The organism is Anaplasma ovis str. Haibei, from assembly GCF_002214625.1.
GTDB lineage: Bacteria > Pseudomonadota > Alphaproteobacteria > Rickettsiales > Anaplasmataceae > Anaplasma > Anaplasma ovis.
On sequence record NZ_CP015994.1, the window covers coordinates 1,083,909 to 1,107,179 of the forward strand.

The 23,271-nt window shown below is 45.1% G+C and carries 24 protein-coding genes and 1 tRNA gene; 19 read left to right on the top strand and 6 right to left on the bottom strand.

The window, feature by feature from the left end:
* Nucleotides 1-202 precede the first annotated feature (202 nt).
* The 12 genes from AOV_RS04595 to AOV_RS04650 all read left to right on the top strand — a co-directional run bounded on the left by AOV_RS04595 (nucleotide 203) and on the right by AOV_RS04650 (nucleotide 11,804).
* Complete coding sequence (locus tag AOV_RS04595) at nucleotides 203-568, top strand: hypothetical protein (RefSeq protein WP_233497141.1); 366 nt, start codon at nucleotides 203-205, stop codon at nucleotides 566-568.
* 143 nt (nucleotides 569-711) lie between these two features.
* Nucleotides 712-1,428: a hypothetical protein gene (locus AOV_RS04600; protein WP_075139324.1), complete on the top strand. Its 717-nt coding sequence runs from the start codon at nucleotides 712-714 to the stop codon at nucleotides 1,426-1,428.
* Between the two features lie 43 nt (nucleotides 1,429-1,471).
* Nucleotides 1,472-2,266 (top strand): diaminopimelate epimerase, encoded by a 795-nt coding sequence (gene dapF / locus AOV_RS04605; protein WP_117374491.1) that lies wholly within the window; start codon nucleotides 1,472-1,474, stop codon nucleotides 2,264-2,266.
* A 75-nt stretch (nucleotides 2,267-2,341) separates the two neighbouring features.
* Nucleotides 2,342-2,851 (top strand): hypothetical protein, encoded by a 510-nt coding sequence (locus AOV_RS04610; RefSeq protein WP_075139323.1) that lies wholly within the window; start codon nucleotides 2,342-2,344, stop codon nucleotides 2,849-2,851.
* 61 nt (nucleotides 2,852-2,912) lie between these two features.
* Entirely contained in the window at nucleotides 2,913-4,031 is a 1,119-nt protein-coding gene (locus tag AOV_RS04615) for a methyltransferase domain-containing protein (protein WP_075139322.1), read from the top strand.
* A 57-nt stretch (nucleotides 4,032-4,088) separates the two neighbouring features.
* Nucleotides 4,089-4,177 (top strand) — tRNA-Leu (locus AOV_RS04620).
* On the top strand, nucleotides 4,148-5,281 hold the full coding sequence (locus tag AOV_RS04625; RefSeq protein WP_233497142.1) for a GTP cyclohydrolase II: 1,134 nt from the start codon (nucleotides 4,148-4,150) through the stop codon (nucleotides 5,279-5,281). The genes AOV_RS04620 and AOV_RS04625 overlap by 30 nt, the downstream gene beginning before the upstream one ends.
* A 118-nt stretch (nucleotides 5,282-5,399) precedes the next feature.
* The gene (locus tag AOV_RS04630) at nucleotides 5,400-6,089 is read left to right on the top strand and encodes a VirB8 family type IV secretion system protein (protein WP_117374492.1); all 690 of its coding nucleotides are present in this window, start codon (nucleotides 5,400-5,402) and stop codon (nucleotides 6,087-6,089) included.
* Nucleotides 6,076-6,915, top strand: a complete 840-nt coding sequence (gene virB9 / locus AOV_RS04635; RefSeq protein ID WP_075139320.1) for a P-type conjugative transfer protein VirB9 — start codon at nucleotides 6,076-6,078, stop codon at nucleotides 6,913-6,915. Before AOV_RS04630 ends, virB9 begins: the two co-directional genes overlap by 14 nt.
* Nucleotides 6,916-6,934: 19 nt before the next feature.
* Nucleotides 6,935-8,260 (top strand): TrbI/VirB10 family protein, encoded by a 1,326-nt coding sequence (locus tag AOV_RS04640; RefSeq protein ID WP_075139319.1) that lies wholly within the window; start codon nucleotides 6,935-6,937, stop codon nucleotides 8,258-8,260.
* 59 nt (nucleotides 8,261-8,319) lie between these two features.
* Nucleotides 8,320-9,318 (top strand): P-type DNA transfer ATPase VirB11, encoded by a 999-nt coding sequence (virB11, locus tag AOV_RS04645; RefSeq protein ID WP_075139318.1) that lies wholly within the window; start codon nucleotides 8,320-8,322, stop codon nucleotides 9,316-9,318.
* Nucleotides 9,319-9,365: 47 nt separating this feature from the next.
* Nucleotides 9,366-11,804, top strand: a complete 2,439-nt coding sequence (locus tag AOV_RS04650; protein ID WP_075139317.1) for a type IV secretory system conjugative DNA transfer family protein — start codon at nucleotides 9,366-9,368, stop codon at nucleotides 11,802-11,804.
* Nucleotides 11,805-11,835: 31 nt separating this feature from the next.
* On the opposite strand, the gene ilvC is transcribed toward AOV_RS04650, so the two are convergent.
* Nucleotides 11,836-12,822, bottom strand: coding sequence for a ketol-acid reductoisomerase (gene ilvC, locus AOV_RS04655; RefSeq protein ID WP_338024200.1), 987 nt, complete (start codon nucleotides 12,820-12,822; stop codon nucleotides 11,836-11,838).
* A 134-nt stretch (nucleotides 12,823-12,956) separates the two neighbouring features.
* On the opposite strand from ilvC, the gene AOV_RS04660 reads away from it, so the two are divergent.
* Nucleotides 12,957-13,328, top strand: coding sequence for a DUF3470 domain-containing protein (locus AOV_RS04660; RefSeq protein ID WP_075139316.1), 372 nt, complete (start codon nucleotides 12,957-12,959; stop codon nucleotides 13,326-13,328).
* 35 nt (nucleotides 13,329-13,363) lie between these two features.
* Here the strand turns inward: AOV_RS04660 and nadA are convergent, their stop codons facing one another.
* Entirely contained in the window at nucleotides 13,364-14,299 is a 936-nt protein-coding gene (gene nadA, locus AOV_RS04665) for a quinolinate synthase NadA (RefSeq protein WP_075139549.1), read from the bottom strand.
* Between the two features lie 39 nt (nucleotides 14,300-14,338).
* Entirely contained in the window at nucleotides 14,339-15,082 is a 744-nt protein-coding gene (locus tag AOV_RS04670; protein WP_233497143.1) for a class I SAM-dependent methyltransferase, read from the bottom strand.
* A 160-nt stretch (nucleotides 15,083-15,242) separates the two neighbouring features.
* Between AOV_RS04670 and AOV_RS04675 the strand changes: the two genes are divergently transcribed.
* Nucleotides 15,243-16,436 (top strand): phage portal protein, encoded by a 1,194-nt coding sequence (locus AOV_RS04675; RefSeq protein ID WP_075139314.1) that lies wholly within the window; start codon nucleotides 15,243-15,245, stop codon nucleotides 16,434-16,436.
* An 18-nt stretch (nucleotides 16,437-16,454) separates the two neighbouring features.
* Nucleotides 16,455-16,892 carry an HK97 family phage prohead protease gene (locus AOV_RS04680; RefSeq protein WP_075139313.1) on the top strand — a complete coding sequence of 146 codons (438 nt, stop codon included), beginning with the start codon at nucleotides 16,455-16,457 and terminating at the stop codon, nucleotides 16,890-16,892.
* On the opposite strand, the gene AOV_RS04685 is transcribed toward AOV_RS04680, so the two are convergent.
* Nucleotides 16,889-17,767, bottom strand: coding sequence for a hemolysin family protein (locus AOV_RS04685; RefSeq protein WP_075139312.1), 879 nt, complete (start codon nucleotides 17,765-17,767; stop codon nucleotides 16,889-16,891). The genes AOV_RS04680 and AOV_RS04685 overlap by 4 nt on opposite strands.
* A gap of 402 nt (nucleotides 17,768-18,169) precedes the next feature.
* Here AOV_RS04685 and hemE point away from each other — a divergent pair, with 402 nt between their 5' ends.
* From hemE to ruvC, 3 genes are all read left to right on the top strand, one after another.
* The gene (gene hemE / locus AOV_RS04690) at nucleotides 18,170-19,216 is read left to right on the top strand and encodes a uroporphyrinogen decarboxylase (RefSeq protein ID WP_075139311.1); all 1,047 of its coding nucleotides are present in this window, start codon (nucleotides 18,170-18,172) and stop codon (nucleotides 19,214-19,216) included.
* Between the two features lie 64 nt (nucleotides 19,217-19,280).
* Nucleotides 19,281-20,102, top strand: a complete 822-nt coding sequence (locus tag AOV_RS04695) for a cytochrome c oxidase subunit 3 (protein WP_075139310.1) — start codon at nucleotides 19,281-19,283, stop codon at nucleotides 20,100-20,102.
* Nucleotides 20,103-20,120: 18 nt separating this feature from the next.
* Nucleotides 20,121-20,615, top strand: coding sequence for a crossover junction endodeoxyribonuclease RuvC (gene ruvC / locus AOV_RS04700; RefSeq protein ID WP_075139309.1), 495 nt, complete (start codon nucleotides 20,121-20,123; stop codon nucleotides 20,613-20,615).
* On the opposite strand, the gene plsY is transcribed toward ruvC, so the two are convergent.
* On the bottom strand, nucleotides 20,612-21,208 hold the full coding sequence (plsY, locus tag AOV_RS04705) for a glycerol-3-phosphate 1-O-acyltransferase PlsY (RefSeq protein WP_199463062.1): 597 nt from the start codon (nucleotides 21,206-21,208) through the stop codon (nucleotides 20,612-20,614). The genes ruvC and plsY overlap by 4 nt on opposite strands.
* A gap of 61 nt (nucleotides 21,209-21,269) precedes the next feature.
* On the opposite strand from plsY, the gene nadC reads away from it, so the two are divergent.
* Nucleotides 21,270-22,085, top strand: coding sequence for a carboxylating nicotinate-nucleotide diphosphorylase (nadC, locus tag AOV_RS04710; RefSeq protein ID WP_075139307.1), 816 nt, complete (start codon nucleotides 21,270-21,272; stop codon nucleotides 22,083-22,085).
* 22 nt (nucleotides 22,086-22,107) lie between these two features.
* On the opposite strand, the gene dnaJ is transcribed toward nadC, so the two are convergent.
* Nucleotides 22,108-23,247 carry a molecular chaperone DnaJ gene (gene dnaJ / locus AOV_RS04715; RefSeq protein WP_075139306.1) on the bottom strand — a complete coding sequence of 380 codons (1,140 nt, stop codon included), beginning with the start codon at nucleotides 23,245-23,247 and terminating at the stop codon, nucleotides 22,108-22,110.
* Nucleotides 23,248-23,271 lie beyond the last annotated feature (24 nt).

The window sequence follows — 23,271 nt, forward strand, 5'->3', positions numbered from 1 at the left end:
TCCCATGTCGCACAACCACAAGGACTAAAGTGAGTGTTGCCGCGCTATTTGGGCACTATAATCTCACCATTATGCATTATTTAACTATGGAAAGTGTATGCTTTTGCGGTGAGCAGAGTTCAGTTTTAGGTATAGCCGTATGCAGCAAGATGTACCTGCAGGCACCCCGGGGCACTCCAGCCCTTTGAGAGTGCAGTGGGAAGTGGTAAAGCATCAAAAGTACAGCAATGGCAGCTTGTCTCAGGTATCCTGCCTGTATACCATAAAGGTGTACAACATTGAGGGAATGTTCGCTTTCAGCGCGGAACCTGTGAGAAGCGTGCTACTGAGAATTAACCCCTCTATAGATTGTGTGCTTCTTAACAAGGCGGTCAGCATAGAGGTCCTCGACGGAGTCATACTACGCAAGTTCGCCAGCAAGAAGAGGAATTATGTCTCCCGCTTGCAAGACTTGTCCAAATATTTTGAAGACAATCTCGGTATCACTCTTCCAGAGAGTATACGGAAGAGTTTCGTTAAGGAGTTCGGTGAGGCAGCAAAGCTGCTGAAGGGCTCTTTCAGCGTGTAGGTTCACATAGCTAAGTGGTTATTGAACGTTTAAGGTTTGTGCGCGGCGACCTGTTGATTCGCGCACATTAACTCTTAAGAAATTAGGATAGATTATAAATTTCTTATCTATCCGCCTTACCAATTTCATAATTAGGAATACGTGTGTACGCCGTAGCTGTCATGCAGCTTCTGCAACAGTACCAGGTGGTGCTCGCTGCGTTTGTACTATTTGTCATATTTTTCACAGCAGCAGGGCCGGTGCGGGGTGCCGGCTTCGGACATATGCCCACAGCATTTCGCAAGAAATCCGTACATGGCCAGACACCTCCAGCACCAGTATATCATACTCCACGTAGTCCAGCAGAGGCCCCCATTCCCTATGGCGGCGGCACAGGAGCTGCACCACCAGATCCCGGGCACGAGCGCATTTGTCACGCAGATGACCAAACTCGTACAACCGCAGCCTTACCTCAAGCCACACCAGCGCCTTACACAATGTGCGGTGGTGGCACTCATCCCAGTCAGAAACCTGCAATGGTAGGCCATATTCCCGCGCTGTCGCACGCATGTTCTGCCAAAATTATAGCGGAGCCAAGCGCTAAGTGTGTGTTGTATTCTTTAGAGGCGGAACCCGACCACCATGAGCTGGCAAAATCTGCGGAGGAAGCCATGGAAGTGGTGGATATTGCACATGAGCCAGGTGCGGACATTTGCGAGCCTGCACTAAACGAAGCGCAGCTCTGCATTGTCGAAGAAGAAGCTGGCACAGTAGACCAAGAACCGTTTCCCAAGATAGAACCTGCAAACACCTTGATGTGTTGCATCACGGTGGACCAAGTACTCCCCCACTCGATTGCAAAAATGCTCCAGCACGGGTAGAATCCCGCTCCGTGTGTTAGACGTACCATAAGTTGGTTGGGCAGTGAATTTTATCAAAATGCACAGCAATGCGAATGATTTCGTCATCATTGATCGCAGAAGTATTGGGGATGCAGTTGTAGACTACGCAGCAATTGCTCACAGAAGGACCGGTGTTGGTTGCGACCAGGTGGTCACCATATACAGATCAAGCAGTACTGACTGCTTGGTTACTATACACAATGCCGACGGCAGCCAGGCAGAAATGTGCGGCAATGCCGCAATGTGCGTGGGTAAGTTGCTGATGGATGAGCTGGGTACTACTAGCGCATCAATGACAATTGGAGACCGCATAGTGCTTGCGGAAAAGTCCAAAACTGGCATGATAAGAGTAAACCTAGGCAAGCCAAAACTTGCCTGGCAGGACATACCTATAGCCTGCGAGTGCGACACATTGCGGGTTCCACTGTCAATTCCCAAATACCCACAACCCGTGGGGGTGAATATGGGTAATACGCATATGGTGTTTTTCGTGGCATCAGTCAGGAACTGCAAGCTGGAGGAACTAGGGCCGTTGGTGGAGCACAATTCCATATTTCCACAGCGCACCAATGTATGTGTCGCAGAAGTAGTCACCAGGAGCCAGATTACCCTTAGGGTTTGGGAAAGGGGCACCGGTGAGACGTTTTCCTGCGGCAGCGGGTCCTGTGCTGCACTCATAGCGGGTGTAAGGTTGGGAGTCACAGAAAGAAAGTGTACGGTAAGTATGCCCGGTGGAGACCTGTTAACAGAATGGCAAGAAAGTGGTGATACCGTGGTCAGCAGTGGAGTTACCGAGTCTTTCCGCGGCATTCTGTAGGTGGATTGCAAGTTTTCTAATTACAAATACGGCGTGCGTGCGCTATAATCAAGGGTGTGGTGTGGAGCTTTTGTTATGCAGGAACTTTCCTCTGTGGGCAAGGTGGCAGCGTCAATGTGCGTGGTGCCGGCCTCTATGTGTGTTTTCGCGGCGTGCATAGCCGCAGTGTTAATAAAAACTCTGGGTACTAAGTCTGGGTCTGCTCTAGAATCCCCGTTTGTGGGGTTTTCTGCGTGGGCAGTACTTACGGTGGTGACGCTGCTGTTTTTCACGCTTCAAGCGCTGGAGCGCGCTTGGTATGTCGCGTCCATAACCGCCGCTAAATACAGAAGTTTTGCTGCGGTCATAGCTTGGTGGTTATCTTTGGAGAGGAACAAAACAAGGGAAGCTCTGGTAGATGGACGCGCTGCTCCTGAGGGTTGCGGTGATGGCAGCTTCCACCGCGGAATAGATCCCAAAGAGCCTGATCCCCGTCCCTGCAAGGGTAACGGAAGACAAAGAGTCGGCAGCATGCTTTGGTTGCTGGATGTCACGGATTCTGTTGCGCACCAAAGAGAGCTTTGCAAAAACTCAATTTTGTCTTAGAACTTACCGACGGCGTTCGCGGTTTTTTTGGTGTGGAGAGTTTTGTCTTACCGGTTGTAGTATGAGGAAAATCCTTTCTTTCTTCGGCGATGGCCTGGGGTCGTTGTGCTCAAGGGTTTTTTGTTCGCTCCCAGGTACGGGAGAGGTTGCTGAACTTGTAAGAAGCAGCCGCGCGTCAGCCATGGAAGGCATTTCTTCCTTGAAGGATAAGTCTAAGAGTCTACTCTCCACGAACATGGATCTGGGGTTGTACCACTTTTACAGGGGAAATATACAAGACGCAAAGGCAAGATTCTGGCTTATCAGCTTGGTAAGACCAAAACTTCCGGACGCTTACTACAACATAGGTAGGTGTTACCTGGTGCTGCGAGACATAAACAGGGCGGTGAAGAGCTTTGAGAAGGCGTTGTCGCTCGACAAGTCGCATCAGGAGTCTATGTATTATCTACAGAAAATAGAAGCCCCTGAAAAGGTGGCTGAGGTACCAGAAAACATCATAAGGCAGCACTTCAACTACACGAGTGAGTACTTTGTCGAGTATTGGCTAATCGCCCAGAACTATAGGGGGCACGAGTATGTGCGATCTCTAGTCATGAATTTCCTGGGGGATAGGATTGCCGAGCTGGATGTTCTAGACCTGGGGTGCGGTACTGGCGTTTGTGGGCAGTTCCTGAAGATGAAGGGGGTAGGCCGCCACATAACCGGGGTTGATATATCCCGCAGGATGCTGGACATTGCAAGGAAGTGCTTCGTAAACGGAAGACAGGCGTACAATGAACTACTCTGTATAAACATGCACGAGTTCCTGCGAGACAACAGCAAGGAATATGACGTCATCATCTTAACTGAAGTGCTACACTATTCGGGAAAACGCCTAGGCGAAATTTTGGAGATGTCTAGCAAGACTCTGGCCAAGGGCGGCATTATTGTGGCACTGGTGCGCGAGGGCAGCGGACAGGGGTATAGGTTCGTCAAGGAGGGAGATTTCTTCTGCCACTCGGGCACATATGTTCAACAACAAGTGGAGAAACTAGGCCTCCGTCTAAGTTACGTTAACCGTTGCAAGATATACGGAGACAGGGTTGACGGGCTGCTGTTTGCAATATCTCACGGTGATGACACTGCGGCGGTACAGCAGAGTGGTAGGGCAGATGCTGCTGACTCTAGAAGCACAACCTAGCAGCTGTAGTTATTGACAGGCAAGTCTATTTTGCATTACCATTGCCGGGTATTTGTCGCGGTTGTGGTGGAAATGGTAGACACGCAGCGTTGAGGTCGCTGTGGCTATAACAAGCCTTGGAAGTTCGAGTCTTCTTAACCGCACCATCTCATGAGTCTCAAGTGAATCTGATAGGCAGAGTTTTCGGCTTTGGCAACAATCTGGTAGAGAGGGCGGTACTGGAGATAAGGCGCTGCGCGCCAGTTGTCCTCCACAAGAGCGGCAAGTATGCGTTGGTTTTCCCCAGCGAGCTGCTTGAGGAGCACTCCTTCGCCACGCTGACTGAGTTTTCCAGCAAGTTGTACTTACTGCTAACCGGCAGGAGAATGGCCGCAGTCGCAGGCGGGTGCGCGCTGTCCAGGGTGCTTGCAAACAGTCTCACACTGGCAGACATTGCAGCCGCGCTGTCTACTAGTACAAGTCTGCCACCCGATGCGCAGGTTACAAGCAGCAATAGCCCGTTGGATTGTCACGCGATAGACCTGGTGAAGCTAGCAAAGTTGCTTCCCTCCGCTCTGGTCGTGGACATGGAGTTTGCCAACGATGGGGAAATGGAGCAATGGTGCACGCAAAACGGCGTACTGTGTTTGGCGTGCGATGCACTATCTGGCTATCGCAAGGAGTACAGATTGCATGAGGTCTGCCGCTCTGACCTTTTCCTGCACAACGCACCAGTTGCCAAGATACTTGTGTACAGGTCAAACCTAGGAGAACCAGAGCATTATGCTATTATCATAGGTAACCCGAGCTTCGAAAACCCCGTGGTGAGGCTGCACTCATCATGCTATACGGGAGACCTACTTGGCAGCGTTTCGTGTGACTGCAGGGACCAATTGTTGCACACTATACAGTTCTTGGGGGGCAGTAGTGGCGGAATAGTGTTATACATCTCTCAAGAGGGAAGAGGTATAGGACTAGCAAACAAAATACGCGCCTACAACCTGCAAACACAGAACTCTCTAGATACCGTAGACGCAAACAGGTTTCTTGGATTCGATGATGACGAAAGAGTCTTCCTGCCGGCAGCGCGTATTCTTGACGAGCTAGGAGTCTCAAAGTTTCAGATGCTAACCAGCAACCCCAGTAAGGTGTCTGGCATGCGTGACCATGGGTTCACTGTAACAAAGATGATACCCCTTTCGGTCGGAACTCACGAACGTAACATTGGCTATATAAAAACAAAAATAGAACGCCTAGGTCACGTTAATTGAGGATGCTTTTCCTGTTAACTTGATGTAAATAAAAGCGTTGTAGGTTGTGTTCGTGTATTATGCGGGCTTATCGGCGGGAAGGGTCTTCCTCTTCCTAGTTTAGTTTCGGCGAGTTTGTATGGGTATGTTCGGTTTCGGCAAGAAAAGTGGGGGTGCCGCAGTTTCCGCGGGTACTGATGACTGGTATCATGATAGATACAGCTCAGTTGTGGTTCAGCGGAACGTCTTGCTTCTTCTGGTAGTGTTGTCCGTGTTCTGCATTGCAGTAAGTACTTTTGTAATTTTTAGGATAGGCAAAACAAGGACAATCGAGCCGTTTGTGGTTGAGATAGAAAAGAAGTCGGGCATCACCACGCTAGTGAACCCGATTACGGTAAAGCAGTACTCTGCTGACGAGGTTTTGGGCAATTACTTTATAATCGAGTATGTACGGGCAAGGGAGCTGTATGATCCTAACAATTTCCAGTACAACTACTACACGAAGGTGAGGTTACTCTCCTCCCAGGAGACTTACAGTGAATTCCGTAACTGGATACGCCCTAGCAACCCTTCAAGCCCAATGACGCTATACTCGGACGCAGTATCTGGCAACCTGAAGGTGCGGTCTTTACAGCATCTTAGCACTGGAAACGTGCAGATTAGGTTTTCCTTAGAGTTTAATAACCACAACGGGTCTATCACCAAGAGGGATAGAATTGCCACTCTTTCCTTCAGGTACTCTTCGCTTGAGATGAACGATCAAGATAGGCAGGTGAACCCTCTGGGATTTCAGATTACTTACTATAGGGCAGACGATGAATTTCTATAAAAACTTTCTTGCGTTCTCGACTCTACTGACCGTCGTTTTTACAGGAGGTGTGGCACAGTCTGCCGTAAGCGGTGGTGCACCTGTATCTGTAGACAGTAGGATCAAAACCTTTGTGTACAGCCCGAACGAGATATTTACCGTTGTATTTAACCATGGGTACCACTCGTTTATAGAGTTCTCCAAAGGCGAGACCATAAAAGTGATGGCTATGGGGGACAGCGTTCACTGGAAGGTAAAGCCCGTAGACAATAAACTGTTCATTATGCCATTGGAGAAGGAAGGCAAGACAAACATGCTGGTAGAGACCAACAAGGGCAGGAGCTATGCTTTTGATCTTGTTTCGAAGCCTGCTGGCCCCGATAGCGCGGGGTACAAAGAAGTGGCTGATGAACTAGGTAGGGTGGACGCTCCCCTATCGGATATGGCCTATATGGTGCGTTTCTACTACCCAGATAACAACAGGGAGTTTGATCTAAAAGGGGCCGGTCTGGCAGACTTGTCTGCTCCAAGCTTGGCGAAAAACCCCAACAGTGGCGAGGTTACCATACGCCCAAATGCAACCAGCAAGAATTATGTTTACTCTGCAAGTAGTGCTGATGAAACGATAGTTCCTGTAAAGACTTTTGATGACGGGTCACTTACATACTTTCAGTTTTATGACAACAACAGAGTGATTCCCAAAGTGTTTTCTGTGGGAAGGCATGGTAAAAGGGTGCCATGCAGAATGTTGCTACTGAAGGGCTACGTTATAATCAAAGGAGTCCACAAGCGGCTGTACCTTGACTACGGCAAGAGTGGCGTTGAAGTCGTGAATACGGTGCTTTGATCAATAGTTGAGTTTAGGGATGTCAGACGAAACCAAGGATAATAACTACGGCGATGGCGTAGAGGAAAGCGTCAATGTAGTGGGGGTGCATAAAAGCAAGAAGCTTTTTGTGGTCCTGGTAGTGTGCGCTATCACTGGAATGGCCTACTACGCCTTCTTCCGTAGTAGCGGTACCACAGAGAAATCTGAGGAGCCGCAGCCAGTTATTGAGAAACAGGATGTTGACAAGTTGCTCAAGGAGTCTGAGGCTCCAGCTCAGGAAACTGCGCCGAGAATTTTGACGCCTCCGCCGAAATTGCCTGACCTGCCTCCTTTGGTCATGCCCACTGCACCTGAGCTCCCAATGCTGACTAGAATAACAAAAAAGAGGAAAGAGGAGCCAGTAGTGGAGGAGACAAAGGAGATTTTGCCTCCAGCAGCGGACAGTTTCTTTGAGCCTGAGTTGCAACGTCGCTCCATGGAGGACGATGGGCCGCCGCAGCACATACCTATGCCGTACCGGCCAGGTGGAGGAGGTATACCTGAACCTATGCCTTCCTTCTTGGGATACGACAGAGAGAAGCGTGGCACACCCATGATAGTTCTGGGAGGGGCAGGCGATAGCGGCGCAGGCGAGGATAGTGGCGGCCAAGGTGCTGACAGCCGTTTCAGGACTTGGAGCACACTGGATGGCACCTCATCCCCTAGTGTTAAGGCAACCAGAGTGGGAGATCCCGGATATGTGATTCTTCAGGGGCACATGATAGATGCAGTTTTGGAGACCGCCATAAACTCAGACATTCCCGGAGTGTTGAGGGCAGTGGTATCCAGGGATGTATACGCGGAAGCTGGTAATATGGTCATGATACCAAAAGGCTCTAGGCTGATAGGTAGTTATTTCTTCGACGCGTCTGGTAATAACACACGGGTAACCGTGAGTTGGTCCAGGGTAATTTTGCCTCACGGTATAGACATTCAAATAAACTCTGCTGGTACCGATGAGTTGGGTAGAAATGGCACTTCGGGGGTTATCGATACTAAGATGGGGAACGTCCTTACGTCTACGATTCTGCTCGCAGGAGTTTCTATGGGCACTGCTTTTGTGACCTCAAAAATACCTGCCCTGCAGTCTGAAATCAAAGACACTACCGAGGAGAAAGGTGAGAAGAAGAAAGAGGAAAAGTCATCTACCCTTCCGGTCAAGATTGTTTCTGACGCCGTAAAGGATTTCTCTGAGTCTATGAAGTCTCTGATCAAGAAGTACGCAGATACTACCAAGCCTACCATTTATGTTGACCAGGGAACTGTAATGAAGGTATTTGTAAACCAGGACATAGTGTTCCCTAGGGAGGCGGTGCGGAGGTAGTAGAGCCTGGCTCAATGTTGGGGCGCGTTTGTTATTAGTGTGGGGTGTTGTGTGCACATATGACAGCAGGATACGCAGCGTTAGAGACATACTTGGAGCCCCTACAGAACATCTTCGCAGAGGATGGGGTCAATGAGATCTCAATCAACAGAGAATGCGAGGTGTGGGTAGAGAATAGGGGGGAGATACGGTGCGAGAGGATTGAGAGCCTAACTTTATCGCATCTCAAGGCGCTCGGCAGGTTGGTTGCACAGGCAACCGAGCAGAAGCTGAGTGAAGAAACACCTCTGCTGTCAGCTTCTTTACCTAACGGTTTCCGCGTGCAGGTGGTGTTTCCCCCCGCTTGTGAGGGTGATAAAGTCGTACTCTCCATAAGGAAGCCGTCAACGGTGCAGTTGTCGCTCGAAGATTATGAGAAGATGGGTGCGTTCGCCCACGTGGCACGGCAGAGCCACGAGGCCATGGACGTGAACAAAAAGCTTAGTGATCTCCTGAATAAGGGGGATATTAAGTCCTTCATCGAGCTCGCTGTACTCAGCAAAAAGAATATAATTGTCAGCGGGGGTACGTCTACCGGGAAAACTACGTTCACGAATGCGGCACTGCGGGTTATCCCAAAGGACGAGAGAATAATTACGGTAGAGGATTCCAGAGAAATAGCGTTAGATCATCCTAATAGGGTGCACTTGCTGGCATCTAAGGGTGGCCAGGGGCGCGCTAAGGTGACTACGCAGGATCTTATAGAGGCCTGCCTTCGTCTTAGACCCGATAGGATAATCGTGGGGGAGCTCCGGGGGGCGGAGGCGTTCAGCTTTCTAAGAGCCATAAACACTGGGCACCCGGGTTCTATTTCCACCTTACACGCAGACACACCCAGGATGGCTGTGGAGCAGTTAAAGCTCATGGTGATGCAAGCAAGCTTGGGGCTTCCACCGGAACAAATAGTGAGCTACATCACTAACATAGTAGACGTAATTATACAGCTAAAAAGGGAGTCCGGAGGGGTGAGACACGTCGCAGAGATTATGTTCACTAAATGTTCACAAGGCAATGATTAAGCTTTACGCAAAATTGCCTACGGCCAAGGTTTCCTTATCGTTAAGCCATGCACAGTAGCTCTAACCACATACGCAACATTTTGGTGTTCTTCTTCGGGATGTTTTTCATCCTGGAGTTTTGTTTTTACATCTCAGGGGCGCTTTTTGTCCTTGCGATGTGGGGCCTTGAGTATCTGGATTTCAACGCTTTGAATCCCAGCATATCAGACTTCCCCATGAGATTATGGCCAACCATTTTTAATTACATTCACGGGTGGTGGGCCGACCCCAAACTATATGGGGTGTCAAACTCACTGAAGTTGTGGCTATCGTTTGCAGCACCATTGTGCATAGTGGGAACTGTCTTTTGGAACTTGCGACATATTCTCATGGAGTGGCGGCCTTTCAGAAAGAAAGAGGCTTTACATGGTGACTCCAGATGGGCGTCAGAGCGCGATATACGTAAAATCGGCCTAAGAAGCAGGAAGGGCCTACTTCTTGGGAAAGACCAAAGGGGGTATTTGGTTGCTGACGGCTATCAGCATGCGTTGCTTTTTGCACCTACAGGGTCAGGTAAAGGTGTGGGGTTTGTCATACCAAATCTCCTATTTTGGGAAGACTCTCTTGTAGTGCATGACATTAAGCTGGAAAATTATGATATCACCAGCGGTTGGCGAAAGAAAATTGGGCAGGAAGTCTACGTGTGGAACCCGGCGCAGCCCGATGGTATCAGCCACTGTTATAATCCCTTGGACTGGATAAGTAAAAAGCCAGGCCAGATGGTGGATGACGTGCAAAAGATTGCAAACCTCATCATGCCCGAGCAAGATTTCTGGTACAACGAGGCGCGTAGCCTTTTTGTGGGCGTTGTTTTGTACTTGCTTGCGGTTCCGGAAAAGGTCAAATCGTTCGGTGAAGTTGTACGCACGATGCGTAGCGACGATGTAGTCTATAACTTGGCTGTGGTCCTGGATACAATAGGGAAAAAGATCCACCCAGTAGCATATATGAACATTGCGGCCTTCCTCCAAAAGGCCGACAAAGAAAGATCTGGGGTAGTCTCAACAATGAACTCGTCCCTGGAACTGTGGGCAAACCCCCTTATTGATACTGCAACTGCGTCTAGTGACTTTAACGTGCAGGAATTCAAGAAAAAGAGAATCACGGTGTATGTGGGGGTAACTCCTGATAACCTTACCAGGCTTAGACCCCTGATGCAGGTGTTCTATCAGCAGGCAACAGAGTTTCTATGTAGGGCGTTGCCATCAGACGATGAGCCCTATGGGGTGTTGTTTATGATGGATGAGTTCCCCACACTGGGGAAAATGGAGCAATTCCAGACTGGTATTGCGTACTTCCGCGGCTATAGAGTTAGGTTGTTCTTGATAATACAAGATACCGAGCAACTGAAGGGTATATACGAAGAAGCGGGTATGAATTCCTTCCTCTCAAACTCTACTTACAGAATCACGTTTGCGGCAAACAATATTGAAACTGCAAATTTGATCTCTCAGTTAATCGGCAACAAGACCGTAAGTCAGGAGTCGCTGAATAGGCCGAAATTTTTGGATTTAAACCCCGCATCTCGCTCTTTGCACATTTCAGATACCCAGCGGGCGTTGCTGCTCCCGCAAGAAGTAATTATGCTGCCAAAGGACGAGCAGATTTTATTGATTGAATCTACGTATCCGATCAAATCAAGAAAGATCAAGTACTACGAAGATAAGTTTTTCACCAAAAAGTTGCTAAAGAGTACTTTTGTTCCAACTCAGGAACCGTATGATCCAGATGCCGCACGGGGAGGGGGGGTAGACACGGTAGCTGAAGATGTGCCCACACCTGAAGAGGGAGAGCAAGCTGCTATTGCTCATGAAGAAAGCGCTCAGGAACAGCCGCAAGAGCAACATGGCGATGGAGGCGGGTACGAAGAGTTTGGAGATTACTCACAAGACTATGATTACGGCCCAGAGGATGAGTATATGGAGGGTCTGGACGATATAGAGGGGGAGGACGAGCCCCTTCATAAGGAAGGTCTGGACGATATATATGACGAGAACGGCTACGCGGATGACCATATGGGCGATGGGTATCCGGAAGAGGAAGAATCAGCTGGAGGTGGCCTACAGGATACAGATTACGACGAAGACGGTGAGCCTTACCATGCCGGAGAAGGCGGCGAAGAGCCATATGGGGAAGATGAAATGTATGGCGCAGAAGAAGGCGGAACTGGGGGGCGTCTAGAAGGAGAAGAACCCACCGATAGCGATTTTCATGATATGGACTACGGGTACGAGGGCGAAGATGGTGAGTCCTATCACGCTGAAGATGGTGGTGAGGAGCCATACGGGAAAGATGAGATGTACGGCGCAGAAGGCGAGGCCACCGAGGAGTATACAACAGAAGCAGAAGAATTCGCCACTGATGGTGATTTACAAGACGATGAGCCACATGAAGAAGGCGGCGGGGAGGATGCACAACCTCAGCGTAATGACGACGAAAAGCAGTAAGACAATGACTCTTGATGGGTTGGAGTGTTGCTTAGACCCCCATCAGATTGCGCAGCTCCGTCCCCACAGTTTCAATTGGATGGTTTTTTAGCTTTTCAAAGTACGCACCGAGGGTTTGTTGTAAGTCGGGTTCACCGCTGAGCTTACCAAAAAATTCCCCGCTGCGCACTTCATCCAGCGCCTTCCTCATACTCTGCTTTACCCTACTATCCACGATACGTTCCCCAACAATGCTGGCACCATACCCCGCAACACTGGAGACATTACTCAAACAACCGTGTATCCCTTTCCTGTGCATTAAATCAGCTATTAACTTCACTTCATACACGCAGCCCAAGTATGCCAGTTCGGGCGATATCCCCGCCTCAACCATCACCTCGAAAGCACATTTGATTAGAGATGGCACTCCCCCACACAAAACTACTTGTTCAGAGAACAGGTTAGCTTCAACCTCTTCCTTGAAGGTGGTGCTTATGATTAGTTCACCAAGCGCTATAGCTGATGCGTAAGAGTCTGATACTATCTGTGCATTACCACTGCGGTTATGCATTACCGCTGTAAAACACACAACTCCATTACCTGCCAGATATTGGTTCCTTACCTCTGTACCTACTGATTTTGGAGACACCATACATACATCAACAAATTCCGGTAGCTCAACCAAGCCGTACAGTACACTGAGCCCGTGCGCGAATATAATCGCTTGCCCAGGTCTAAAGTACGCAGATAAGGTTTTTGCACATATTTCCCGATGTAACTCATCAGGCGCTAACATCACTATGACATCAGCGCTCTGTACTGATGCTCCTGAAGTATCAACTTCAAAACCGTCTCCAATCGCTGCATCAACACTCTTTGACCCCGCGTAGAGTACAATGGTTATGTCCTCCACCCCACTGTCGCGAAGGTTCATGGCTTGAGCCACACCTTGAGAGCCATACCCAACAATGCAGAATTTTTTGCCAATTAGGTAGCCACAGTCATTGTGCGAGTATATTCTCACTTTAACGCCTCTCACTCAAATATGCACATCAACAAAAGGACACTACGGCGGGCCTGCCTCACCAACAACGCCACTATGCACAGCAATTGCCTTTGCCCTTTTGATAACAGTTAAGTATCATAGAGGGTTTTCAGTGGCTACTTAGTATCATGACTCACTTTGTAACAGATAGGTGCATAAGATGCAAGTATACGGACTGCGTTGAGGTGTGCCCTGTGGATTGTTTTTATGAGGGGGAGAATATGCTGGTAATCGACCCCGACCAGTGCATAGATTGCGGTGTGTGTATACCGGAGTGTCCGGTAGATGCAATAGTGAGCGACGAGTTTATGGAAGATATTTTATCCTGCGATGACAGTACGCTGAATGAAAGACAACAAAACTTGAAAGCCTTTCACAAAATAAACGCGGAATTTTCCAAGAAGTGGAAGAACATCACAGCCTCAAAGGCACCCATGGAAGAGGCAGAAAAATATAAAGATGACCTCAACAAGGCGCAATATTTCAAGGAAAATATCTAGTACTGCAGTGGTGTGCCAACTTTGGCTGTATTGGCCTAAGATGCACGCATCATTGCTTCAATTGGTTTTCTTGCGCCAGCAATTATCTCAGCGCTCATTGTTATCTCTGGTAGCTCATCCGTGATGCACTTGTAGAGCTTTTCCAAAGTATTGAGCCGCATGTACGGACACTTGCTACACGATTCGCAACCCTGGGCGGAATCAACCACATAAAATTCGCTTCCCGGAGATGCTTTTTTCATCTGGTGTACCAACCCCTCTTCAGTCAGTACAATAAACTTAGAACCGGGATGAGCGGCAGAGTAGCGCAATAGGTGTGTAGTAGAGCCTATGCAGTGGGCGTACTTCAGTAAATTACCAGGACATTCCGGATGCGCAATTATGTGAGCATCTTTGTATCTTGTGGATAAATCAATCAGGTTGGCTTCTGAGAAGTTTTCATGCACAACACAGCTCCCGTGCCACAACAGCATGTCTCTCCCCGTTTCCTTCTTGAGGAATTCTCCCAAAAATCGGTCAGGAGCAAACAGTATTTTTTGGTCTTTGGGAACGTCATTGATTATCTTAACAGCGTTGGAGGAGGTGCATATTATGTCTGAGTGGTATTTCACCTCAGCAGAAGAATTGATGTACGTAATTGCAAAACAGTCCTCATGTGCATGCCGGAATTTTTTGAAGTCCTCCGCTCTGCAAGATTCCGCCAATGAGCAGCCAGCATTTATATCTGGCATTATAACCCTTTTGTTGGGGTTTAGAATTTTGGCAACTTCTGCCATAAAAAACACACCACAGAAAACAATGATCTCCGCATCCGTCGACGCAGCCTTTTTTGATAACTCGAGAGAATCCCCAACAAAGTCTGCAATTTCTTGGATCTCTTCATCCTGATAGTAGTGTGCTAGAATGACCGCATTTTTTTTCTTTGAAATATCCCTGATTTCGCATGACAAATCGCGATAGTCACTAAACATAACGGAAAGGCTCGGCACTAAACTCTGCATGCTACTATATCAGCAAGATGGTTTTTTTATAACTAAATAAGCTATATTCCAAGAGCTTACCACCATTCCACCCCGCGAGAAGAGATTGCTATACATACAACAAACATCCAGAATGTCTGCTCCCCCTGAAGCTTTAGTGGTATCGCGGTGAGGCTGCGCACCAGTTTTGGCGATTGAATCAAGCAATCGCATGCATGTCTTATGGTGTAGTATATATTTTTTACACTGCACATATTCAACAACGCCGCCCAGCGCGGGGATAAGTTTTATGAAAAATGTTACATCATGAAATGCAAATTTTCTCTCCCGGCCCACCAACCTTTCGCAAATTGCAAGCTCCTCTAGGGTTCCACGCACGGGAACGCTAATAAACAGCCCCTGACCAGTTTTATTTAGCACTCTTAGCATACTTTGTAGGCAAGCACCAATGTCGGAAGCCCAGTGTACAGCCATGGAGGACGTTACTACATCGAAAAAACCGTCAGAAAATGGAATGTTGTGCATATCACAACTGACGGTGAGGCCATAGCTTTTCTTGCTAGCGGCGCTGCACATTTCTTTGGAGATGTCTACCTGGAAAAGTTCACAACGGCCACCAATTGTTGCACCTATATGCCCAGTGCCACAACCCACGTCGAGTACTCTTTGCCCGTCAACAACGCGCATAAGTGAACACAACTCCCTTGCGACATTGCACTGGATGGTAGAATACCTATCGTAGGAGCTCGCAGCTCTATCGAACGAGTCTCTCACTCTCCTAATGTAGGAGCTACAACAGGACATGTGTATACGAAACAAAGTCACCAAACCAGGATTTTAAACTTTATTGGTGAAACGCATAATACCCAAAATTGCTTCCAGGACGCGGGCCAGACGTATTAGCATGCAGTATACCCAATAAGCACAGCCAAACATGAGAGAATCCTTCAACCTTTTTGGTAAAAACTGCGGCGCTAGCGTGTCTTCCGCGTTTTTAGAGTGCCGAGGGGAAGCCGTGTGGGGTGATCGTAATTATGCAAGCTTTGCTAGAAACGGGTATATCAAAAATGTGATTGCCTTCCGGTCAATCCACATGGTGGCATCAGCTGCGGGGTCTGTGAACATAACCCTACATAAGAGCACTAAAAGCGGCGTCTTTCAGATTTTCAACCATCCCATACTAAAGCTACTGTCTCGCCCCAACTGTACTATGACAAGGTCAGAGTTAGTTGAGGGAATAGTAACCTACAGGCTAATTAGCGGAAATTCATATGTCCTATCCATAGAAAGCAGGGACATGCTTCCCAAGGAGTTACACCTACTCAGACCAGATAGGGTCGAAATCGTTACCAAAACAGGGGGAAATTCCGTAGCATACCGCTACAGCGTAAACGGAAACGTGCATGAGTTTCAAATAAATCGGGATACAAATCGCCATGACCTACTACACTTGAAGAACTTTCACCCCCTAAATGATTGGTACGGGCTCTCAACAATTGAGGCTGCATCTTATAGCATCGATCAGCATAATCAGGCCGGCACGTGGAATCAGGCAATGTTGCAGAACGGAGCCCGCCCTAGTGGCGCTCTGGTCGTGAAAACCAAAAATGAGAAAAGCACCCTCTCACAGGAACAGTATCAAAGACTAAAAGCCCAGATCGAGGATTTTTACACCGGGCCAAGAAACTCAGGTAGGCCTATTTTACTCGAAGGTGGGTTGGAGTGGCGGGAAATGAGCCTATCTCCCAAAGACATGGACTTTATTGAATCAAAAAACATCTCTGCACGGGAGATCGCCCTAGCTTTCGGAGTTCCTCCCCAACTGTTGGGCATTCCAGGCGATAATACTTACAGCAACCTTTCGGAGGCCAGACTGGCACTGTGGGAGCAGACAGTCATCCCACACTTGGAGAGCATTATAGCACATTTGAACTCGTGGTTAGTACCAAGGTTTGGAAGTAATATGTTCTTATCGTATGACAAGGAATCAATCGGCGTGCTAACCGAAAAGAGGCAACGGCTGTGGCAATACGTACAAAATGCAACATTCATGACCATTAATGAAAAAAGAGCCGCATTCGGTTTGGCTCCGATTGAGGGAGGCAACTCCCTCGAAGTTCAAAATTAGTGTTGTAATGGAGTTCACATGACCAAAAAACTAAGTAAACAAGGAAGGTTTAGGGGTTACGCCAGTGTTTTCAATAGAATAGATGCCCATAATGATGTAATAAAACCCGGAGCTTTTACAGATTCCCTCAAAAAGAGGAGAATAGCCCTGCTATGGCAGCATAGCATAAGTAACCCTATCGGGAAAATATTGGAGGCTGTTGAAGATTCCTTTGGGTTGTTGGTCGTTGCGAAGTTAAACTTGGAACTTCGGCTAGCCAGAGAAGCTTACGCCCTGATGGTAGATGGTAGTGTAAATGCCTTATCTATAGGGTACAAGGTGGTGCGGTCAGAAAAAGACAGTAAATCCGGTATCAGAATGATTTCCAAAATAGACCTGTGGGAAATTAGCGTGGTCACGTTCCCCGCAAATGAAATGGCCAAAATAAGCAAGATAAAAGCCGCAACACCACTCTAGGAGCTACAAATTTCCTGTTGGTTTCTAGGAACTTTACTAAGATCTATCACTACCCTATATATGCACCGATTGTCCACTTCCTTGACCAGAAATGACGCGCCACTTTTATGATTAAAAACCTCATCTACAACTGGTACTCTACCCACCATAGCAAGTATCAGCCCTCCAACCGTTACATATTCTTCCTCCTCGGAATCCTTTAGTGAGATACCGAGTGACTGTTCTAGAGTGCGGACAAGCACTCTTGCGTTTACCTCAATCTTATCGTTGGAGATATTTACTATATCGGGAATTGATGGTACGTCATGTTCGTCTTCTATATCACCAACAATTTCCTCTATTATATCAGCCATCGTAACTAGTCCGTCAGTGCTGCCATACTCATCCAACACGATAGCCATATGCACGCGGGAGGACTGCATTTTTACAAAAAGGTTTACGGCCTTCATCGAGTGTGGAACATACATAACATTGTGTATTATGCTCTTCACGTTGAAGTCCAACCCTTCTTTTGAGGTAATGTCCTTGATGTGAATAAAACCAACAATGTTATCTATATTGTCTTTGTATACAGGCACCCTGGTGTGTTGGCTTCTTAGCACTTTCGCCAGTAGGTCACCATCATCAATCCCTAGCGCCAGTATCTCAGATCTTTGCACCATAATGTCTTTTACTGAGCACTCATCCAACCTGACTAGGTTGTTCATTATGTGTGAGCTACCAAAGTGCAATACGTTTTCCGCCATTATCCTGTTTTTCGCGAATTCTTTAAACCCGGGAAGCTTATTCAGGATAAAAGAATAGAAAAAAAACCTCATACTGTCCCGCGTGGGGATATCACCACCCACGCCGTCCTCAGAAACTCCATTTCCCATTACTAACAAAAACCACATCACTCACATAGAGCCCTAGAGTATACTCGGCAAAACCCTCTTTTTCCATACCAAAGTTATCTACATAACTCTGTTGATAAGTATGTAAATCACAAGTGAATAAAAGATACTAACAAAATAACACGGAGTTATACACAGAGTTCTCAGAAATAAGACGAATTTTCACAGCTTGAAAGCCTCTACACATTTGGTAGTTATCAACATAATTCACATATATTTTATAAACATAAATTCTTGCACAAAATCAGGTGCTTATCTACTTTACTAACAAATTTATCCACAAAATTACAGCTGAGCTCTAACATGGAATTTTACGCAATTTGAAGTTATTCACATAATCAACAGGTATAAATAAACTATAGTTATATATAAGGAAGATTATTTATGTTTAATTCAAAAAAACAAGGTAGAGTACTCGAACGAGTTCTAACCAAAAAGGAGAGACAGGAAAAAATCCCAATATGGTTCATGAGACAGGCTGGAAGATACCTTCCTGAGTACCATAAGGTTATGAATAACTTTGAAAACTTCCTAGACGCATGCTACACCCCAGAAGTTGTTGAAGAGATAACCCTACAGCCCATCAAAAGATTCGACATCGATGCAGCAATAATATTTTCCGACATAATGGTTGTCCTGGACGCTTTAGGTTATGAAGTTAATTTCATTAGAGGGTCCGGACCAAAAATAGGAGATATCCTATATCAGTGCTCTACTAACGAATCTATTACAAAACTTCAACCAATATTTGATAGCATCTATAGGGTTAGAAATTCACTCAGTAGTGATAAAACCCTAATAGGATTTGCTGGATCACCATGGACTCTACTCACATACACACTAGGTAAAGAAAATAATTTTTCAAGGATCAAAAAGGAAAAATACTTAGAAGACTCCAAAGAACACACTAAAAATAAAGTTACAGAGTTAATTGATAAGATCACCCATATAACATCACACTACCTCTTAAAGCAGATTGAAAGTGGGGTTGATGTTATTCAACTATTTGATAGTAGTGTAAACCTACTCCCAGTTGAAATCTTTGAAGAGTACGTCATCACTCCAACAAAGAAAATTGTGGACTTTATACACGCCAAACACCCAGGCTTTCCTATTATAGGATTTCCAATGGGTGCAGGTGTAATGTATAAGACATATTTAGAGAAGACTGGGATATCAGCTATAAGCGTTGACTATAGCGTACCAACTTTCTGGATAAAAAAACATCTTAAAGGTGTAATCCAGGGAAACTTAGATCCATTCTTATTGGCGTATAACCAAAAAGCTTCAGATAATCAATCAGTCAAGATTGTAAGGGAACTCGGAGATAAACCTCTTATCTTTAACCTTGGGCATGGCATTCTCCCAGAAACCCCAATACAACATGTAGAAAGTCTTATAAAATCTGTGAGAGAGGCTTCTCAAGTGTAAATAATCTTGACACTTATTCTTATTAGTCTGTAAGTTTCCGTTACTTTATATTACTAGAACTTAGATGAAGAAGAAGCATGACCACCACATACTTTCCCAAAGTCCATGGCCAATTCTTCTCTCTATATGCTCTTTTCTCTCTGCGTTTGGGTTAGTTAGGTCAATTCATAACAACTCCTATGGGATGGTTGTTCTTCCTATAGGGGTTCTTCTAACTATAACAGTTCTGTATAAGTGGTGGTTTGACGTTATAGATGAGGCTAACAAAGATAACTGTTTCACGGAAGTTGTTAAGCGTGGGCTGAGGTTCGGTCTTGCAGTTATGATACTTTCGGAGACTATGTTCTTTTTTGCTTTTTTTTGGTCTTTTTTTAAGGCTTGGCTTTTTCCAATCTATAACCTGATAGATTTTTCAGAAAAGATATACACGTCTTGGCCACCAAATGGGATAAAAACCGTTGATCCGTGGTCAATACCTTTTTTTAATACTATAACTCTTCTTCTTTCTGGTTGTACAATTACTTGGTCTCACCACTTTCTATTAGAAGGGGATATGAAATCTTCCTCTAGAATGCTGTTATCCACAATTATCCTGGGAATTATCTTCTCATCTTTTCAGTGTATTGAATATATACACATAGACTTTCCATTTAAGGGAGTTGGTGGAGGGGCTATATATTCCTCTAATTTTTATATGGCAACTGGATTTCACGGAATGCATGTACTATTAGGGATAGTTTTTTTATTTGTGTGTTGGGTAAGAATGAAAAGGGGTAAAGTTTCCCCTGAGTGTCATATTGGTTTTGAATGTGCTGCGTGGTATTGGCATTTTGTAGATGTAGTCTGGTTGTTTTTATTTCTTTTTATGTATGTTATCAGCTCATGATCTTTTTCAACTAATAGTGTGGTGATCATTGGTATAGATCCAGGGCTTGAGTTTACTGGTTGGGGGGTGATCTCCAGTATAGATTTCCAGAATGTATATCTTCTAGATAGTGGGGTAATTTCCACCAGGGGTATTAGTAAAGAAAATGAAAAGCTATATAAAATCTACATATCACTTCTTTCTGTTCTTAGTTTGTATAAGATAGATGAGGCATCAATCGAGAAGGTATTTATAAATTCTAACCCTAGGTCCTCGATGTCATTATGTTACGCTAGGGCTGCATCAACGATCTCTGTTATGTCTAGAGGGATTGATATATATGAATATTCCTCCACTACTATAAAAAAGTGTATTACAGGAAATGGTATGGCTCCAAAGGAGCAGGTTTTATTTATGGTAAGAAGTTCACTTGGGATAAAACATGATATTGAAATCAATAACCACTCATCAGATGCAATAGCGGCTGCTTTATGCCATGTATACAACACTAGAAATAGGAATATTAATCCTTAAAATAACTTTTTCTCAGTTCCATTTATCACCCTTATTATATTATCCCTATGTTTTACGAGTACAATAACGGATATAGCTATATAGAAGATAGATGAGTTAAAATCCTCAATTATTACACAGTATATACACGAGGAAAGGACTGAGATTATAGATGATAGTGACGAATATCTGAATATTATAAAAACAACCGCCCAGGTTATTATAAATAGTAAAAATATTTTGATATTTATAGATAAAATCACTCCTATAGTAGGAGCTATTCCTTTACCACCTTTAAATAAAAACCATATCGGAAATATATGACCTAGTACTAAGGCAAATCCGGTTAAATACATAATATTTTTATATATACACATTTTTTCTAGCGTGAGAAGCACTAGTACTGATTTAGATATATCTAGAAATAGTACGAGGAATGAAATACCCCTATTTACCCTAAATGCGTTTGTTGCTCCGACATTTCCTGAACCAAAATTCCTCAAATCTGTTTTGTAAAAAACCTTTACTAATATCCACGAGAAAGGAATTGATCCGATTAGATACGAGGTGAATAGTATAGGGATTAAGTACATATAACCAATAAGTAAGTTCACTTCCTATCTGAAAGTATACAGTATACACTTATAGTGAATTTCTTTCGTGGAAAATGGTTATATGTTTGAGGAGATTATACGCTCTGCAATAATAGAAGATCTTAGAGAACAAGGAGATGTGACCACGAATTGTATATTTGAAAAAGAAGAGGTTAAGTTTTTAATTATTTCCAAAGAGCCGATGATGGTTTCCGGAATCGTTGCTGTTAAGGAGATATTTGAAATATTTAGTAAGGAAATAAACTTCACCCTAATTGAGCGTGATGGGAATAATATCCAACCTGGCGCTGTAATCATTGAAGGTTTTGGTCCAATATCTAAGATATTATCGATTGAGAGGGTTTTATTAAACTTCCTACAGAGGGCTTCTTCTATTTCCTCTAGAACTAGGGATTTTGTGTCTGAGGTTGTTGGAACAAAAACAAAAATAAGGAGTACACGTAAAACATCTCCTGGGCTACGTAGTTTTGACTTATATGCTGTTCGTGTAGGGGGAGGTGAAAGCTATAGAAATGGGCTATACGATGGGATAATGGTAAAAGATAACCATATAGTAGGTTGTGGAAGTATAACGGAGTGTGTATCTAGGATAAGAAGGAAATTAGGAGATGTTTTTATTACAGTGGAATGTGACAACAAACTCCAGGTAGAGGAATCCCTAAAAAACTCTATAAACCTCATTATGCTGGATAATATGGGGATTTCAGACATCAGAGATTCTATTAAGATGATTGGAAGTTTAGCAATGGTAGAAGTTTCAGGTGGGGTTGATATCGAAAATGTTAGAGAAATAGCTAGGTTAGGGGTAGATTACATATCGATAGGGTCCATCACCCACTCGTTTATATGTAAAGACATCAGCCTAGAAGTTTATTAGATGAGTTACACCATTATAACTATCAGGAGCTTATATCTCTCCATAGATCCTTAATCTTTTGAAAAAACCCCTGGTACTTTGGACTGCAATTTACGCTGGATTCTTCTTCAAATTTCTTCAGTAGATCTATTTGTTGTTTTGTTAATTTTACTGGAGTTTCTACAGTGACGTGCACATACATATCCCCCCTTCTATCCTTTGAGTTTACCTCTGGCATTCCTTTACCTCTCATCCTTATTTGGTCCCCACTCTGGGTCCCATCCGGAATTTTTAGCTTTGTCCAAGAACCATCGATAGAAGGCATTTCTATTTCCCCGCCCAGGGCTGCTATAGTCATTTTTATTGGAACGCTACAATGTAAGTCAGAAGATCTCCTAGTGAAGAATTTATGTTCCTTAACCCTAACGTATACATAAAGATCCCCTTCTTTAGCTCCCCTGAAACCTGCCTCTCCCTTTCCGTTTACTCTTACCTTATTCCCTGTTTCTATACCCTTAGGTACGGTTACTAGAAGACTTACTTCACTTCTTACCCTTCCATTTCCCCCGCACCTACGGCACTTATTCTTAATAACCTCTCCTTCCCCATTACATATATTACATACTTCTTCAATTGTTAAGAACCCCTTCCTAGTTCTAACACTACCAGCACCATTACAGTTTCCGCATTTTACTGAATTAACCGCTCCTTCGCTTCCGATACCAGAGCATGAGGAGCACTTCACGTTCGTTACGTAGCTAATCGGTACTTTTATCCCTTTAAAAGCATCCTCTAGGGAAACTTCAACATCATATCTAAGGTCTGAACCACGTAGATGTTCCCTGCTAGCGGTTCTTTGTGATTTACCAAAACCTCCACCGAAGAAATCCTGAAAAATATCAGAGAAGTCAGTTGAAAAACCACTGGTAAAATCAAACCCGCCAGCACCCCCACCACTAGTGAATGTACTATGACCATAACGGTCATAAGCGGCACGCTTTTCTGGATTACTTAAGACTTCATAAGCTTCACTTACTTTCTTGAATTTTTCCTCCGCCTTCTTATCCCCAGGGTTTTTATCAGGATGGTACTTAAAAACCATCTTACGGTATGATTTTTTTATTTCCTCTGCACTGGCGTTTCTACTTACTTCTAATATTTCATAGTAGTCGTTGCTACTCATTTCCAGTCTTTATAAAACTATAAA

Coding starts and splice junctions, on each gene's coding strand:
- AOV_RS04610 (WP_075139323.1), top strand. CDS start 2,342: ATGCAGGAACTTTCCTCTGTGGGCAAGGTGGCAGCGTCAATGTGCGTG.
- AOV_RS04615 (WP_075139322.1), top strand. CDS start 2,913: ATGAGGAAAATCCTTTCTTTCTTCGGCGATGGCCTGGGGTCGTTGTGC.
- AOV_RS04630 (WP_117374492.1), top strand. CDS start 5,400: ATGGGTATGTTCGGTTTCGGCAAGAAAAGTGGGGGTGCCGCAGTTTCC.
- virB9 (WP_075139320.1), top strand. CDS start 6,076: ATGAATTTCTATAAAAACTTTCTTGCGTTCTCGACTCTACTGACCGTC.
- AOV_RS04640 (WP_075139319.1), top strand. CDS start 6,935: ATGTCAGACGAAACCAAGGATAATAACTACGGCGATGGCGTAGAGGAA.
- virB11 (WP_075139318.1), top strand. CDS start 8,320: ATGACAGCAGGATACGCAGCGTTAGAGACATACTTGGAGCCCCTACAG.
- AOV_RS04650 (WP_075139317.1), top strand. CDS start 9,366: ATGCACAGTAGCTCTAACCACATACGCAACATTTTGGTGTTCTTCTTC.
- AOV_RS04660 (WP_075139316.1), top strand. CDS start 12,957: ATGACTCACTTTGTAACAGATAGGTGCATAAGATGCAAGTATACGGAC.
- nadA (WP_075139549.1), bottom strand. CDS start 14,299: ATGTTTAGTGACTATCGCGATTTGTCATGCGAAATCAGGGATATTTCA.
- AOV_RS04675 (WP_075139314.1), top strand. CDS start 15,243: ATGAGAGAATCCTTCAACCTTTTTGGTAAAAACTGCGGCGCTAGCGTG.
- AOV_RS04680 (WP_075139313.1), top strand. CDS start 16,455: ATGACCAAAAAACTAAGTAAACAAGGAAGGTTTAGGGGTTACGCCAGT.
- AOV_RS04685 (WP_075139312.1), bottom strand. CDS start 17,767: ATGGGAAATGGAGTTTCTGAGGACGGCGTGGGTGGTGATATCCCCACG.
- hemE (WP_075139311.1), top strand. CDS start 18,170: ATGTTTAATTCAAAAAAACAAGGTAGAGTACTCGAACGAGTTCTAACC.
- AOV_RS04695 (WP_075139310.1), top strand. CDS start 19,281: ATGAAGAAGAAGCATGACCACCACATACTTTCCCAAAGTCCATGGCCA.
- nadC (WP_075139307.1), top strand. CDS start 21,270: ATGTTTGAGGAGATTATACGCTCTGCAATAATAGAAGATCTTAGAGAA.
- dnaJ (WP_075139306.1), bottom strand. CDS start 23,247: ATGAGTAGCAACGACTACTATGAAATATTAGAAGTAAGTAGAAACGCC.